The sequence below is a fragment of the Pseudomonas sp. BRG-100 genome (genome assembly GCF_000737955.1).
GTDB classification, from domain to species: Bacteria; Pseudomonadota; Gammaproteobacteria; order Pseudomonadales; family Pseudomonadaceae; genus Aquipseudomonas; species Aquipseudomonas synxantha_A.
Window position 1 is genome coordinate 2276122 of sequence record NZ_JPRX01000001.1, and the last position, 15654, is coordinate 2291775.

The 15654-nt window shown below is 60.3% G+C and carries 13 protein-coding genes and 1 pseudogene; 10 read left to right on the top strand and 4 right to left on the bottom strand.

Features of this window, described 5'->3' with window-relative positions; all coding sequences use genetic code 11:
- The first annotated feature begins 33 nt into the window (after nucleotides 1–33).
- The 5 genes and pseudogenes from JH25_RS17165 to JH25_RS0127020 all read left to right on the top strand — a co-directional run bounded on the left by JH25_RS17165 (nucleotide 34) and on the right by JH25_RS0127020 (nucleotide 6506).
- Nucleotides 34–1044, top strand: coding sequence for an ABC transporter permease subunit (locus JH25_RS17165; protein ID WP_003171721.1), 1011 nt, complete (start codon nucleotides 34–36; stop codon nucleotides 1042–1044).
- A 10-nt stretch (nucleotides 1045–1054) separates the two neighbouring features.
- On the top strand, nucleotides 1055–1966 hold the full coding sequence (locus tag JH25_RS17160) for an ABC transporter permease subunit (protein ID WP_005784738.1): 912 nt from the start codon (nucleotides 1055–1057) through the stop codon (nucleotides 1964–1966).
- Between the two features lie 10 nt (nucleotides 1967–1976).
- Nucleotides 1977–2945 carry an ABC transporter ATP-binding protein gene (locus JH25_RS17155; protein ID WP_032877816.1) on the top strand — a complete coding sequence of 323 codons (969 nt, stop codon included), beginning with the start codon at nucleotides 1977–1979 and terminating at the stop codon, nucleotides 2943–2945.
- Nucleotides 2945–3916, top strand: a complete 972-nt coding sequence (locus JH25_RS17150) for a peptide ABC transporter ATP-binding protein (protein ID WP_005784734.1) — start codon at nucleotides 2945–2947, stop codon at nucleotides 3914–3916. The genes JH25_RS17155 and JH25_RS17150 overlap by 1 nt, the downstream gene beginning before the upstream one ends.
- Before the next feature lie 331 nt (nucleotides 3917–4247).
- A pseudogene (locus JH25_RS0127020) lies at nucleotides 4248–6506 on the top strand (TonB-dependent siderophore receptor).
- Between the two features lie 74 nt (nucleotides 6507–6580).
- On the opposite strand, the gene JH25_RS17145 reads toward JH25_RS0127020, so the two are convergent.
- Nucleotides 6581–6835 carry a hypothetical protein gene (locus JH25_RS17145; protein ID WP_032877817.1) on the bottom strand — a complete coding sequence of 85 codons (255 nt, stop codon included), beginning with the start codon at nucleotides 6833–6835 and terminating at the stop codon, nucleotides 6581–6583.
- A 225-nt stretch (nucleotides 6836–7060) separates the two neighbouring features.
- Nucleotides 7061–8644: a peptide chain release factor 3 gene (locus JH25_RS17140; RefSeq protein ID WP_005784726.1), complete on the bottom strand. Its 1584-nt coding sequence runs from the start codon at nucleotides 8642–8644 to the stop codon at nucleotides 7061–7063.
- A gap of 332 nt (nucleotides 8645–8976) precedes the next feature.
- Here JH25_RS17140 and JH25_RS17135 point away from each other — a divergent pair, with 332 nt between their 5' ends.
- The 5 genes from JH25_RS17135 (at nucleotide 8977) to JH25_RS17115 (ending at nucleotide 14064) form a co-directional block, all read left to right on the top strand.
- Complete coding sequence (locus JH25_RS17135) at nucleotides 8977–9693, top strand: ABC transporter permease (RefSeq protein ID WP_004372306.1); 717 nt, start codon at nucleotides 8977–8979, stop codon at nucleotides 9691–9693.
- Nucleotides 9694–9712: 19 nt separating this feature from the next.
- Nucleotides 9713–10606: a glycine betaine ABC transporter substrate-binding protein gene (locus tag JH25_RS17130; protein WP_032877818.1), complete on the top strand. Its 894-nt coding sequence runs from the start codon at nucleotides 9713–9715 to the stop codon at nucleotides 10604–10606.
- A 12-nt stretch (nucleotides 10607–10618) separates the two neighbouring features.
- The gene (locus tag JH25_RS17125) at nucleotides 10619–11272 is read left to right on the top strand and encodes an ABC transporter permease (protein ID WP_005784720.1); all 654 of its coding nucleotides are present in this window, start codon (nucleotides 10619–10621) and stop codon (nucleotides 11270–11272) included.
- Nucleotides 11269–12426 carry an osmoprotectant ABC transporter ATP-binding protein OsmV gene (locus JH25_RS17120; RefSeq protein WP_005784718.1) on the top strand — a complete coding sequence of 386 codons (1158 nt, stop codon included), beginning with the start codon at nucleotides 11269–11271 and terminating at the stop codon, nucleotides 12424–12426. The genes JH25_RS17125 and JH25_RS17120 overlap by 4 nt, the downstream gene beginning before the upstream one ends.
- A gap of 474 nt (nucleotides 12427–12900) precedes the next feature.
- Nucleotides 12901–14064, top strand: coding sequence for a type III PLP-dependent enzyme (locus JH25_RS17115; RefSeq protein ID WP_005784717.1), 1164 nt, complete (start codon nucleotides 12901–12903; stop codon nucleotides 14062–14064).
- 49 nt (nucleotides 14065–14113) lie between these two features.
- Here JH25_RS17115 and JH25_RS17110 read toward each other — a convergent pair whose 3' ends face one another.
- Nucleotides 14114–14863, bottom strand: coding sequence for a tetratricopeptide repeat protein (locus JH25_RS17110; RefSeq protein WP_032877819.1), 750 nt, complete (start codon nucleotides 14861–14863; stop codon nucleotides 14114–14116).
- A 1-nt stretch (nucleotide 14864) separates the two neighbouring features.
- Nucleotides 14865–15545 carry a Fe2+-dependent dioxygenase gene (locus JH25_RS17105; RefSeq protein ID WP_032877821.1) on the bottom strand — a complete coding sequence of 227 codons (681 nt, stop codon included), beginning with the start codon at nucleotides 15543–15545 and terminating at the stop codon, nucleotides 14865–14867.
- Nucleotides 15546–15654 lie beyond the last annotated feature (109 nt).

Below are 15654 nucleotides of genomic sequence, written 5' to 3' on the forward strand. Positions count from 1 at the left end.
CTGCCTAACCGGCTGATTGAGGTACACACCAAGATGTTTAGTTTTATTGCCCGCCGATTGGGGTTATTGATCCCCACGTTCTTCGGCATCACGTTGCTGACCTTTGCGTTGATTCGCATGATTCCAGGCGACCCCGTAGAAGTCATGATGGGCGAGCGGCGGGTTGACCCCGAAATGCACGCCCAGGCAATGGAGCGCCTTGGCCTTAACAAGCCGCTGTATGCGCAATACCTGGATTACGTCGGCAAGCTCGCCCAGGGCGACCTTGGCGAATCGCTGCGCACCCGCACCAGCGTGTGGACCGAGTTCACCGCCCTTTTCCCGGCGACCCTGGAACTGTCCATGGCCGCCCTGTTGTTCGCCGGTATCCTGGGCCTGTTGGCCGGGGTGATCGCGGCACTCAAACGAGGATCCCTGTTCGACCATGGGGTGATGGGCATCTCCCTGGCGGGCTATTCGATGCCGATCTTCTGGTGGGGCCTGATCCTGATCATGTTCTTCTCGGTAAGCCTGGGCTGGACCCCGGTATCCGGGCGTATCGACCTGCTCTACGACATCGAGCCGCGCACCGGTTTCATGTTGATCGACACCCTGCTGGCCGACGAGCCGGACGCGTTCTGGGACGCCCTGCACCACCTGATCCTGCCGGCTATCGTGCTGGGCACCATCCCGCTGGCGGTGATCGCACGGATGACCCGCTCATCGATGCTTGAAGTACTGCGCGAGGACTACATCCGCACCGCCAAGGCCAAGGGCCTGTCGCCGGCGCGCGTGGTATTCGTGCACGGCCTGCGCAACGCGCTGATCCCGGTACTGACCGTGGTCGGCCTGCAAGTCGGCACGCTGCTGGCCGGTGCGGTACTGACCGAAACCATCTTCTCGTGGCCCGGCATCGGCAAATGGCTGATCGAAGCCATTGGCGCGCGGGACTACCCGGTGGTGCAAAACGGCATTCTGCTGATCGCCTGCCTGGTGATCCTGGTGAACTTCGTGGTGGATATCCTCTACGGCTTCGCCAACCCACGCATCCGTCACCAGCGCTGAGATCATGACCATGACTACCTCTACTCCAGTGTCAGCAGTCGATCAGAGCCTGCTGTACCCGTCCCCGTACAAAGAATTCTGGCAAGCCTTCTCCAAGAACAAAGGCGCGGTTGCCGGCCTGCTGTTCATGTTGCTAATCGTGTTCTGCGCGATCTTCGCCCCCTGGGTTGCCCCGCATAACCCCAGCGAGCAATACCGCGACTTCCTGCTGACCCCACCGGCGTGGCTGGAGGGCGGGCAGATGCAGTTCCTGCTCGGCACCGACGAACTGGGGCGTGACTTGCTCTCGCGCCTGATCCAGGGTTCGCGCCTGTCATTGCTGATCGGCTTGTCGTCGGTGGTGATGTCGCTGATCCCGGGCATCCTGCTGGGCCTGTTCGCCGGTTTTTTCCCGCGTTTGCTCGGCCCGACCATCATGCGTCTGATGGACATCATGCTGGCCCTGCCGTCGCTGCTGCTGGCCGTGGCGATTGTCGCCATCCTCGGCCCTGGCCTGATCAACACCGTGATCGCCATCGCTATCGTGTCGCTGCCGTCCTACGTGCGCCTGACCCGCGCCGCGGTAATGGGCGAACTGAACCGCGACTACGTGACCGCCGCCCGCCTTGCCGGCGCCGGCCTGCCACGCCTGATGTTCATCACCGTGCTGCCTAACTGCATGGCGCCGCTGATCGTACAAGCGACCTTGAGCTTTTCCTCGGCGATTCTCGATGCCGCGGCCCTGGGCTTCCTCGGCCTTGGCGTACAACCGCCAACCCCTGAGTGGGGCACCATGCTGGCTTCGGCCCGTGACTACATCGAACGCGCCTGGTGGGTCGTGAGCCTGCCTGGCTTGACCATTTTGCTCAGCGTGCTGGCAATCAACTTGATGGGTGACGGCCTGCGCGATGCGCTGGACCCGAAACTCAAGAACGCCGCCTGAGGAGATTCCCATGTCACTGTTAGAAATCAAGAATCTCAACGTGCGCTTCGGCGACAAGACCGCCGTACCGGTGGTCGACGGCCTCGACCTGTCGGTCGACAAAGGCGAAGTACTGGCGATCGTTGGCGAGTCGGGCTCGGGTAAATCCGTGACCATGATGGCGCTGATGGGCCTGATCGAGCATCCCGGCATCGTTACCGCCGATGCGCTGAACTTCGACGGCAAGGACATGCTCAAGCTGAGCAACCGCCAGCGCCGCCAGATCGTCGGCAAAGACCTGGCAATGGTGTTCCAGGACCCGATGACCGCGCTGAACCCCAGCTACACCGTGGGCTTCCAGATCGAAGAAGTGCTGCGCCTGCATTTGAAAATGTCCGGCAAGCAAGCACGCAAACGCGCCATCGAACTGCTGGAAAAGGTCGAGATCCCAGGCGCTGCCAGCCGTATGGATGCCTACCCGCACCAATTGTCCGGCGGTATGAGCCAACGCGTGGCAATCGCCATGGCGATTGCCGGCGAGCCCAAGTTGCTGATCGCCGATGAACCGACCACTGCACTGGACGTGACCATCCAGGCGCAGATCATGGAACTGCTGCTGGCCCTGCAAAAAGAGCAGAACATGGGCCTGGTGCTGATCACTCACGACCTCGCGGTAGTGGCTGAAACCGCCCAGCGCGTATGCGTGATGTACGCAGGCCAAGCGGTGGAAGTCGGCCAGGTGCCGCAACTGTTCGACATTCCGGCGCACCCGTACAGCGAAGCGCTGCTCAAGGCGATCCCGGAGCACAGCCTCGGCGCCACGCGCCTAGCCACGCTGCCGGGCATCGTTCCCGGCCGCTATGACCGTCCGCAGGGCTGCTTGCTGTCACCGCGCTGCCCGTATGTCCAGGATTCCTGCCGCGCCCAGCGTCCAAGCCTTGATCCGAAAAGCAACAGCCTCGCCCGCTGCTTCTACCCGCTGAACCAGGAGGTGGCGTAATGGCCGTCGTACTTACCGCCCGCGACCTCACCCGTCACTATGAAGTGTCCCGTGGCCTGTTCAAGGGCCACGCCACCGTGCGTGCTCTCAATGGCGTGTCCTTTGAGCTGGAAGCCGGCAAGACCCTCGCGGTTGTGGGCGAGTCGGGTTGCGGCAAATCCACCCTGGCCCGTGCCCTCACGCTGATTGAAGAGCCGTCTTCGGGCTCCTTGAAAATTGCCGGCCAGGAAGTGGCCGGTGCCGACAAGGCCCAGCGCAAGCAATTGCGTAAAGACGTGCAGATGGTGTTCCAAAGCCCGTATGCGTCGTTGAACCCACGCCAGAAAGTCGGTGATCAACTGGCGGAGCCGTTGCTGATCAACACCAACCTGTCCGCCGCCGAGCGCCGCGAAAAAGTCCAGGCGATGATGAAGCAAGTGGGCCTGCGCCCTGAGCATTATCAGCGCTACCCGCACATGTTCTCCGGTGGTCAGCGCCAACGTATCGCCCTGGCTCGGGCGATGATGCTGCAACCCAAAGTGTTGGTGGCGGACGAACCGACCTCGGCGCTGGACGTGTCGATCCAGGCCCAGGTGCTCAACCTGTTCATGGATTTGCAGCAGGAATTCAACACCGCCTACGTGTTCATCTCCCACAACCTGGCAGTGGTGCAACACGTCGCCGACGACGTGATGGTGATGTACCTCGGCCGCCCGGTGGAAGTAGGCCCCAAGGAAGACATCTACGCCCGCCCGCTGCACCCTTACACCCAGGCGCTGCTGTCGGCCACACCGACCATTCACCCGGATCCGAACAAGCCGAAGATCAAAATCGTCGGCGAACTGCCTAACCCGCTGAACCCGCCACCTGGCTGCGCGTTCCACAAGCGCTGCCCGTATGCGACCGAGCGCTGCAGCAGCGAGGAGCCGCTGTTGCGACCATTGGATAATCGGCAGGTGGCTTGCCACTACGCGGAGCAATTCGTGGCCTGACGCCTCCCTTGTAGGAACTGCAGCTTCAATGAGTTCCATCGCCCTTCCCGCCAGATTGCGCATCAGTCTGGCCGGAGGGGCTTTTTTTTGCGCATTTGTAGCAAAGAAAATACAGATGGACCTGCGCCTTTCAATGCCTCCGGCCTTGAAAACATTGCGCCAGAGCCCTCTGGAAAGTGTATAGATTGTAAATGAAATTTACTTTTGTTTGAGAATCAATACCATCAAGGCGCAAAGAGGGCGCTGGATACTGGCTGCCAAGCCACGGTTGGCTACGCGAAAAATTCAGACGCCTCTCGTTCAATCGCCCCTCGTAAAGGACTTTGTGGACATGTCGTCTCAATTCAGGCTCAGCCATCTATCGCTGGCGTTTATCGCTACCCTCTCGTCTCCCGCGCTGCTGGCGGAGAGTGTGGAAAAAGAGCGCGATAAAGTGCCGATCCAGGCAACGGACCTGCCTGTAGATGGCACCTCCCAAGCCTTGGTGTTGGGCGAGACGCGCGTGCTGGGCACCGCTGCCGAAGAACTCAAGCAAGCGCCCGGCGTGTCGATCATCACCGCCGAAGACATCAAGAAACGCCCACCCAGCAACGACCTGTCGGAGATCATCCGCCGCGAGCCAGGCGTCAACCTGACCGGCAACAGTTCCAGCGGCAGCCGTGGCAATAACCGTCAGATCGACCTACGCGGAATGGGCCCGGAAAACACCCTGATCCTGATCGATGGCAAACCCTCCACCTCACGCAACGCCGTGCGTTATGGCTGGAGCGGTGACCGTGATACCCGTGGCGAAACCAACTGGGTGCCGGCCGAAGAAGTCGAGCGCATCGAAATCCTGCGCGGCCCGGCCGCCGCTCGTTATGGCTCCGGGGCCATGGGCGGGGTGATCAACATCATCACCAAACGCCCGACCGATCAATTGCACGGTTCGCTGACCGCCTACACCGCCTTCCCCGAAAACGATGCCGAAGGCGCGAGCAAGCGCACCAACTTCAACCTCAGCGGCCCGTTGACCGACACTCTGGCATTCCGCGTCTATGGCGGCCTGAACAAGACCGACGCCGATGACGCCGACATCAACCGCGCAGCTCAAGCGACGCCTGATTCTTTGGTCGCTGGCCGCGAGGGCGTGCGCAATAAAGACGTCAATGGCTTGCTGAGCTGGCAATTCACCCCCGAGCAAACACTCGACCTGGAAGCCAGCTACAGCCGCCAGGGTAATATTTTTGCCGGCGATACCATGCTCAACGGCGGTGGCGCATTCGTTGAAAGCCTGGTGGGCAAGGAAACCAGCGTGATTCAACGCAGCAGCTTCTCGGCCACGCACCGCGGCGAATTTGACTGGGGTTCGACCCTGGCCTCGCTGACCCACGACCTGACCCGCAATGAGCGTCTCAACGAAGGCCTGGCCGGATCCGGCGAGGGCGCGCCTTCGGCCAGCGCCGGGCGTTTCGAATCACGCCTGCGTAACACCCGGGCCACCGCCGAGGTCAACCTGCCCCTGAGCTTCGGTGCCGAACAGGTCCTGACCCTGGGCAGCGAATACCTCTAAGAGTCGATGAACGATCCAGGCTCGTTGCGCCCGCAAACTTATGACCCGGGCACCGGCGGCGTCCCCGCCATCCCCGGCGTCAGCCGCAACAGCACCAAGACCACCGCATCGAGCTATGCCTTGTTTGCCGAGGACAACATCGAACTGGGCAGCAAGACCATCATCACCCCTGGCCTGCGCTACGACGACCATGAAGAATTCGGCGGCAACTGGAGCCCCAGCTTCAACGCCTCGCACCAGTTGACCGATGAACTGAGCCTCAAGGGCGGTATCGCCCGTGCCTACAAGACCCCCAACCTGTACCAGTCCAACCCGAACTACTTGCTGTACAGCCGTGGCAATGGCTGCAACGCCAGCGAAGCCAATATGGGCGGTTGTTACCTGGTGGGTAATCGCGACCTGAAGCCGGAAATCAGCGTCAACAAGGAAATCGGCCTGGCCTTCGACAAGGGTACCTGGCGTACCAGCGCGACGTACTTCCGTAATGACTACAAGAACAAGATCAATGCCAGTAACGAGACGGCTTTCCGCCTGGGCAATGGTCGCCGCGTACTGGAGTGGGAAAACAGCGGGCCCGCGTTGGTCCAGGGGGTTGAAGGCAACCTGTTCGTAAGCCTGCGCAGCGATCTGGACTGGAACACCAACCTGACCTACATGATCGACTCCAAGGACAAAGACACCGGCGAGCCGTTGAGCATCATCCCCAAGTACACCGTCAACACCACGCTGGACTGGCAAGCCACCGACAAGCTGTCCTTCCAGGTCAGCGGCACCTACTACGGCAAGCAGGAAGCGCCGACACTCAACTCACGCAGTGCCAACAGCTATGACCGCAGCGCCCAGCAGGATGTCGACCCGTATGGGCTGATGGGACTGAGCAGTGGTTATGAGTTCAGCAAAAACTTGAGCGTGCGTGTCGGTATCAACAACCTGCTGGACAAGCGCCTGTCGCGCAAAGGCAATGCCGAGGATGCCGGTGCACAGACCTATAACGAGCCGGGCCGGGCTTATTTCGCGTCGGTGACCACCTCGTTCTAAGTCACCGCCGGAGGTCTGAAAAGCGCCTTCCGCCAGCTATAGCCTGACGGGAGGCGCGTTCTTTTCAGCAAGCCTTACGTCTGGCTGTCGCCTTCATCTGCGTCGTCGCTGTCAGGCTCGTCGGTAGTCGAGTCATCATCACCCTCGCTGCCGCCCTGGCCTTGATCGCCTGGTTCGGCTTCGGACTTGGCCAACTGCAAGTCCGATGCCTGGCCACTCGTCACCACCCCTACGCTCTGCACCGGGTTATGCGCCCAGGCCGTCGACATCCCCAACGACAACAGCACCAGCACCTTCATCAACAGCACTACGCGTTGAAAAATACTCATGGTTGATTCCGTCCAGTCAGTAAATAAGACCCGCACGGCAGTCATTAACTGCCACCAGCGTTTACGCTAGTCGCGATGCCGGATTACCGCCAATCTCCAGCCTTTTGGAGATCAAAATGTGGGAGGGGCTTGCTCCCGATTGCGGAGTGTCAGAGCCCAATACACTGGCTGACACACCGCTATCGGGGGCAAGCCCCCTCCCACATTCTCTGAAACGCTCAGACCTTAGTGGTGTTCGCGGGTCGCGCGGAATTTCACATCCGGCCAGCGCTCTTCCATCAACGCCAGGTTGACCCGGGTCGGCGCCAGGTAGGTCAGGTGACCACCGCCGTCGACCGCGAGGTTTTCCACCGCCTTGTTGGAGAACTCTTCCAGCTTCTTCTTATCGCTGCACTCGATCCAGCGCGCCGAATACACGGTGATCGGCTCGTAGGAGCACTCCACTTTGTATTCCTCTTTCAAGCGACTGGCGACCACGTCGAACTGCAGCACACCCACGGCGCCGAGGATGATGTCGTTGCTGCGCTCGGGGAAGAACACTTGGGTGGCACCTTCTTCGGCCAATTGCTGCAAGCCTTGGCGCAGTTGCTTGGACTTGAGCGGGTCGCGCAGGCGCACGCGGCGGAACAGTTCCGGGGCGAAGTGCGGGATACCGGTAAAGCCCAGCGCTTCGCCTTCGGTGAAGGTGTCACCGATCTGGATGGTGCCGTGGTTGTGCAGGCCGATGATGTCGCCGGCGTAGGCTTCTTCGAGCTGTTCACGCTCGGAGGAGAAGAACGTCAGGGCGTCGCCGATGCGCACGTCCTTACCGGTACGCACGTGGCGCATCTTCATGCCTTTTTCGTATTTGCCGGAGCAGATGCGCATGAAGGCAATACGGTCACGGTGTTTCGGGTCCATGTTCGCCTGGATCTTGAACACGAAGCCGGTGAATTTCTCTTCCACCGGTTCCACGGTACGCTCGTTGGCGACACGGGCCAGCGGGCGTGGGGCCCAATCCACTACCGCGTCGAGCACGTGGTCGACGCCGAAGTTGCCCAAGGCGGTACCGAAGAACACCGGGGTCAACTGGCCGTCGAGGAATTCCTGCTGGTTGAATTCGTGGCAGGCGCCCTGCACCAGTTCCAGCTGGTCGACGAAACGGTCGTACTCGTCACCCAGATGGGCGCGGGCTTCGTCGGAGTCGAGCTTTTCGATGATCTTGGTTTCGGTACGTTCGTGACCATGGCCGGCGGTGTAGACAATGATGTAGTCGTCGGCCAGGTGGTACACGCCCTTGAAGTCGCGATAGCAACCAATCGGCCAGGTAATTGGCGCGGCCTTGATCTTCAGGACGGCTTCGATTTCATCCAGCAACTCGATCGGGTCGCGGATATCACGGTCGAGTTTGTTGATGAAGCTGACGATCGGCGTGTCACGCAGGCGGCAAACGTCCATCAGCGCAATGGTGCGTGGCTCGACACCCTTACCGCCGTCGAGGACCATCAGCGCCGAGTCCACCGCGGTCAGAGTGCGGTAGGTATCTTCGGAGAAGTCTTCGTGGCCCGGGGTGTCGAGCAGGTTGACCATGTGGTCGCGATACGGGAATTGCATGACCGACGTGGTAATGGAAATACCCCGTTGTTTTTCCATCTCCATCCAGTCGGATGTGGCATGGCGGTCGGATTTGCGCGATTTCACCGTGCCGGCTACCGCGATCGCCTTGCCCATCAGCAACAGCTTTTCGGTGATGGTGGTTTTACCGGCATCGGGGTGGGAAATAATGGCGAAAGTGCGGCGTTTCGCGACTTCGGCGGCCTGGTGGGTCATGGGAAATCGCCTGGCAGGTGAGTCAAAAAAGGGCGGCGAGTATAGCGCAAACGAGGGGGTACGGACCACCGTTGAGCCCATTGGGGGTGGCTAAATGCGCCCAAGTGTGGAACCTTTTAAAAGGTCGAGACGTCCACTCCCCTGCTACCGCACTCGGAACAGGGGCTGAAATATCAGCAAGTTAGCCTGACGAGGCTGCGCTCATGGCTTGATCGCATACTGCATTGCCAGTATCGGCGAGCTGCTTTTCGCGAACCTATTCGCCGACAGCCAGGAATGGCATTGCCGCCGGAGAATGTGTTCGCCGACAAAAGAAAAAAAGGAGTCCGCCTGTGGCTATTCGCTATGGCAAAGGGCTGATAGGAGGCGCGGTTGTCGTCGCGCTCCTGGCCCTGCTGGTCCACTGGATCGGCATCAACACGATCGAACTGTACCGCGACGATTTGTTGTTTTACCTGCAAGCTCACCTGATTCTTGTCCTAGTCTCCATGCTGGCAGCCCTGATTGTGGGCATCCCCGCTGGTATCCTGCTCAGCCGACCCAACATGGTCGGGCGTGCAGAACGTTTCATGCAGATCTTCAACATCGGCAACACCGTCCCTCCCCTGGCCGTACTGGCCATCGCCCTCGGCGTCCTCGGCATCGGCAGCGGCCCGGCCATCTTCGCGCTGTTTCTCGCTTCCCTCCTGCCCATCGTGCGTAACACCTACGAAGGCTTGAAAAACGTCCAGGGTTCCCTCAAGGAAGCCGCCACCGGCATCGGCATGACGCCGCGCCAGGTGCTGTTTCGCGTGGAACTGCCCAACGCCGTGCCGATCATCATCGGCGGTGTACGTGTGGCCCTGGCGATCAACGTCGGCACCGCGCCACTGGCGTTCCTGATTGGTGCCAACAGCCTGGGCAGCCTGATCTTCCCCGGCATTGCCCTGAACAACCAGCCGCAACTGCTGCTCGGCGCTGCATGCACCGCGCTGCTGGCATTGCTGCTTGACGGCCTGGTGACCATGGCCAGCCGCCTCTGGCTGGAACGCGGGTTGCGCCCGTCTTAACGCCAGGAAAGGAATCGACATGAAAAAACTAAGCTTGATATTAGGCTGCGTCCTGCTGTTTGCAGGTATTGCGCAAGCCGCTGAAAAACCGGTGATTCGCATTGGCGCCCGGGTGTTCACCGAGCAGACCCTGCTCGCCGAAATCACCTCCCAGTACCTGCGCACCAAGGGTTACGACGCCCGTGTGACGGGTGGCCTGGGCAGCAACCTGGCACGCAGTGCCCAGGAAAGCGGGCAACTGGATCTGATCTGGGAATACACCGGCGTATCGCTGGTGGCCTATAACCACATCGACGAGAAGCTCGACAGCGAACAGTCCTACGCCCGGGTGAAAGAACTCGACGCGAAAAAAGGCTTGGTCTGGCTCTCGCCGTCGAAATTCAGCAACACCTACGCGCTGGCACTGCCGGAAAACGTGGCCAAGGAATTTCCGCAGATCAACAGCATCAGCGACCTGACCAAAGCCCTGGCCGAGGACACCAAGGAAAACCGCCTGGTGGCCCTCGACACCGAGTTCGCCAACCGTTCCGACGGCATGGGCGGCATGGTCAAGTTGTATGACATGAACCTCACGCGCAAAAACACCCGGCAGATGGACGCTGGCCTGGTCTACACCGCCCTGCGTAATGGCCAGGTGTTTGCCGGTCTGGTCTACACCACCGATGGCCGCCTGAACGCGTTCAAATTGAAGCTGCTGGCCGACGACAAGCATTACTTCCCGGACTACACCGCAGCTCCGGTGATCCGTCAGGAATATCTCGACCAGCATCCTCAATTGGCCGCAGAGCTCAAGCCCTTGGCCGAGCTGTTCGACGACGCAACCATGCGCGAGCTGAATGCGCGGGTCGACGTCGACCACGAAAGCCCGTCCGCTGTCGCCGCCGATTTCCTGCGCCAACATCCGATCAACTAAGAAGGAGAAGACATGGAATTTTTGAACGCCTTTTCCCATCTTGATTGGGCCCAAGTCCTGCACCTGACCTGGCAGCACATCACCCTGGTCGGCATCGCCGTGATCCTCGCGATCTTTATCGGCGTGCCCCTGGGTATTCTGATGACGCGCTTCCCAACCCTCGCAGGCCCCTTGCAAGCCAGCGCCACGGTGTTGCTGACCGTGCCATCCATTGCGCTGTTCGGGCTGCTGTTGCCGTTCTACTCCAAGTTCGGCCAGGGCCTGGGGCCGATGCCGGCGATCACCGCCGTGTTCCTGTACTCCCTGCTGCCAATCATGCGTAACACCTACCTGGCCCTCACCGGCGTTGAGCCAGGCATTCGCGAGGCCGCCAAAGGCATCGGCATGACCTTCGGCCAGCGCCTGCGCATGGTCGAACTGCCGATTGCCGTGCCGGTGATCCTCGCTGGCGTGCGCACCGCCGTCGTGATGAATATCGGTGTGATGACCATCGCCGCCACCATCGGTGCCGGTGGCCTGGGTGTACTTATTCTGGCTTCCATCAGCCGCAGCGATATGTCGATGCTGATTGTCGGCGCCGTGCTGGTCAGTCTCCTGGCCATCTTCGCCGACCTGCTTCTGCAATGGCTGCAACGCTCGCTGACTCCAAAAGGATTGCTCAAATGATCGAACTTCAAAACCTGTCCAAGACTTTTCAAAGCAACGGCAAGACTGTCACCGCCGTCAACGATGTAAGCCTGACCGTCAACGAAGGCGAAATTTGCGTATTCCTGGGGCCCTCGGGCTGCGGCAAGAGCACCACGCTGAAGATGATCAACCGCCTGATCAAGCCCTCCTCGGGCAAGATCCTGATCAACGGTGAAGACACCACTGACCTGGACGAAGTGACCCTGCGTCGCAACATCGGCTACGTGATCCAGCAGATCGGCCTGTTTCCCAACATGACCATCGAGGAAAACATCGTGGTCGTGCCCAAGCTGCTCGGTTGGGACAAGCAAAAATGCCACGACCGCGCCCGCGAACTGATGAGCATGATCAAGCTGGAACCCAAGCAGTACCTGCATCGCTACCCGCGTGAACTGTCCGGTGGCCAGCAACAGCGTATCGGCGTGATCCGTGCGCTGGCGGCCGATGCGCCGCTGTTGCTGATGGATGAGCCGTTCGGCGCGGTCGACCCGATCAACCGCGAGATGATCCAGAACGAGTTCTTCGAGATGCAGCGCGCGCTGAACAAGACCGTGATCATGGTCAGCCACGACATCGACGAAGCCATCAAGCTGGGTGACAAGATCGCCATCTTCCGTGCCGGCAAGCTGCTGCAGATCGACCACCCCGACACGCTGCTGGCACACCCGGCCGATGAGTTCGTGAGCAACTTCGTGGGCCAGGACAGCACGCTCAAGCGCCTGCTATTGGTGAAGGCCGAAGACGCGGCGGACAACGCCCCGTCGGTCAGCCCGGAAACCCCGGTGGCCGATGCGCTGGAGCTGATGGACGAGCACGACCGCCGCTACGTGGTGGTCACCTGTGCCGAGAACAAGGCACTGGGGTATGTGCGCCGTCGCGACTTACACCGTCAGACCGGTACCTGCGGCCAGTACCTGCGCGAGTTCAACGCCACCGCTGCCTACGACGAGCATTTGCGCATCCTGCTGTCGCGCATGTATGAGTTCAACCGCTCGTGGTTGCCGGTGATGGATGCCGAGCGGGTGTTCCTGGGTGAAGTGACTCAGGAGTCGATTGCCGAGTACCTGAGCTCTGGCAAGTCCCGTGGGGGCAAGACCAGTATTGTCTCGCCGGCCGAGACCGCCCTGGCCTGACCTGATACAACAGGGATAAAAATGTGGGAGGGGGCTTGCTCCCGATAGCGGTGAATCAGTGACTGAGAAGTGACTGACACACCGCTATCGGGAGCAAGCCCCCTCCCACATTTGCCCCTCGGTGAGTCAGGGAAATGTCCTCAATTCCCACTCAGCGGGGAACATCAATCCGTCACACCGGTCGGTTACATAAGTAGCTGGACTGGGTCCCGCGACGAACGCGTGCAAAAACGCGACATTTTTAGTTGATCCCACGCCCATCAAGCCCTAAAGTTCGCGCCGAACGTCCATGCTGGAAACGATCCATCCGGCTCAAGTACTGACGACGAGACAGCAAGGCCAAGGGAAGCTTATCCCGTGGCCTTTTTGCTTTCGGCGACATGCCTTGGGAAGTAGGCGAACCAAAGTGGGGATACGGAGGACGTTCATTTGCACCCATTGATCAATACAGTTTGCCCTTAGGAGTTCCCCAGCATGTCGATCAACGTCGAAGATTATTTCGCGCGCGCCACCTTTGACAAAATGAAGGCGTTCGCCGACAAGCAAGAAACCCCGTTCGTGGTGATCGATACCGCGATGATCAGCCAGGCCTACGATGACCTGCGCGCCGGTTTCGAATTCGCCAAAGTGTATTACGCCGTCAAGGCCAACCCGGCCGTGGAGATCATCGACCTGTTGAAAGACAAGGGTTCGAGCTTCGACATCGCCTCGATCTACGAGCTGGACAAGGTCATGGACCGCGGCGTCAGCGCCGACCGTATCAGCTACGGCAACACCATCAAAAAATCCAAGGACATCCGCTACTTCTACGAGAAGGGCGTGCGCCTGTTCTCCACCGACTCCGAAGCCGACCTGCGCAACATCGCCAAGGCCGCGCCGGGCTCGAAAGTGTATGTGCGCATCCTCACCGAAGGCTCGACCACGGCCGACTGGCCTTTGTCGCGCAAATTCGGCTGCCAGACCGACATGGCCATGGACCTGCTGATCCTCGCCCGCGACCTGGGCCTGGTGCCTTACGGCATCTCGTTCCACGTTGGCTCGCAACAGCGCGACATCAGCGTGTGGGACGCGGCCATCGCCAAGGTCAAGGTGATCTTCGAGCGTTTGAAAGAAGAAGACGGCATCGAACTGAAGCTGATCAACATGGGCGGCGGCTTCCCGGCCAACTACATCACCCGCACCAACAGCCTGGAAACCTACGCCGAAGAAATCATCCGCTTCCTCAAGGAAGACTTCGGCGACGACCTGCCGGAAATCATCCTGGAGCCAGGCCGTTCGCTGATCGCCAACGCCGGTATCCTGGTGAGCGAAGTGGTGCTGGTGGCCCGTAAGTCGCGTACCGCCGTCGAGCGTTGGGTGTACACGGATGTGGGCAAGTTCTCCGGCCTGATCGAAACCATGGACGAAGCCATCAAGTTTCCGATCTGGACCGAGAAGAAGGGCGAGATGGAAGAAGTGGTCATTGCCGGCCCAACCTGCGACAGCGCCGACATCATGTACGAGAACTACAAGTACGGCCTACCGCTGAACCTGGCGATTGGTGATCGTTTGTACTGGCTGTCGACCGGTGCGTACACCACCAGCTACAGCGCGATTGAGTTCAATGGGTTCCCACCGTTGAAATCGTTCTACGTGTAAGAACGCCGCATATAAAAAACCCATGACAAGTCATGGGTTTTTTTTGGCTTCAGGAAAAGGTCGCGGCACGCTGTTGATAGGCATTGGCCATGGCGCGAATCTGCGGCTCATTGGCCAGCGCCAACGCCTTGTGCGCCGTTCGCAGGAATTTGAGATTCCCATGCGCCAACGCCTTGCGCAGCCACTCCAGCGCAGCGTCGATTTGGCCTCTGTGCGCCAGCACCGCCGCATAACTGAACTGCCCCCGAAAATCCCCGGCTTCGGCGGAGCGCCGGTACCATTCAACTGCTGCCTCAAGATCCTTGGGGCAATACTGCCCATCTTCCAGATAACGCCCCAACAGATTCATCGACTTGGCGTGGCCCTGCTCTGCCGCCTGGCGATAAAGCGTCAGCGCCTGGGCCTGGTCTTGCACAACGCCACGGCCGGTCGCCAGCAGGTTGGCGTAGTTGTACTGGCCCCAATCCAGGCCGGTCTCTGCTGCCAGCCGGTATTGCCGCGCAGCTGCCGCTTCATCGACGGCGCAACCCCAACCATGCTCCAGGCAACGCCCGGCCATATTGCGCGCCATCACGTGCCCGCCCTGCGCCGCAATCTGGAACCAGCGCAGCGCCAGCGCTTCATCGCGTGCAATACCGCGCCCTTCCAGCAGGATCTGCCCGAGCAACGCCTGGGCATCGACCACGCCTTCCTTGGCTGCGATCAGAATCGCCTGGGCGGCGCGCACCGGGGAATCATCAAGCATGGACTGCAATTGCTCGACGTTGAGCACTTCCTGGCGACGCAATAAAAAGCCCATCTCAGACCTCGACCCAGCGGCGCAGGAGGTTGTGATAGGTGCCGGTGAGCTGGATCAGCGCCGGGTGCTCGGGCACGTCGCGGCTCAGTTGCTGGATGGCGCCGTCCATTTCGAACAGCAAGGTGCGCTGGCTGTCTTCGCGCACCAGGCTTTGGGTCCAGAAGAACGAGGCATAGCGAGCACCACGGGTCACGGCGTTGACTTTATGCAGGCTGGAGCCGGGGTACAGCACCAGATCGCCGGCGGGGAGCTTGACCCGTTGCAGGCCGAAGGTGTCCTGGATCTCCAGTTCGCCGCCGTCGTACTCGTCGGGATCGCTGAAGAACAGCGTGGACGACAGGTCGGTGCGCACGCGCTCGTGGCTGCCTTTGGGCTGGCGCACCGCATTGTCGATATGGAAGTCAAAACTGCCACCTGCGGTATAGCAGTTGATCAGCGGCGGGAAGACTTTGTGCGGCAGCGCCGCCGACATGAACTGCGGGTTGCTCCACAACCGCTCCAGCATGGCTGCGCCGATCTCCTTGGCCAATGGGTGGCCTTCGGGCAATTGCAGGTTGTGCTTGGCTTTGGCGGACTGATGCCCGGCAGTGATTTTGCCATCGGCCCATTCGGCCTCTTCCAGGGCTTGGCGAATGCGCAGCACCTCCTCGCGAGAGAACAGGTCGGGAATGTGCAGCAACATGAGGCAATACCTGCGATCAGAGAGGCGCCAATGGTATTGATTCTTATCCGCCCTGTAAAACCCGGGGACGAACGAGAACGCAAAATCCGTAACGAAAAAGTGTAAAGAA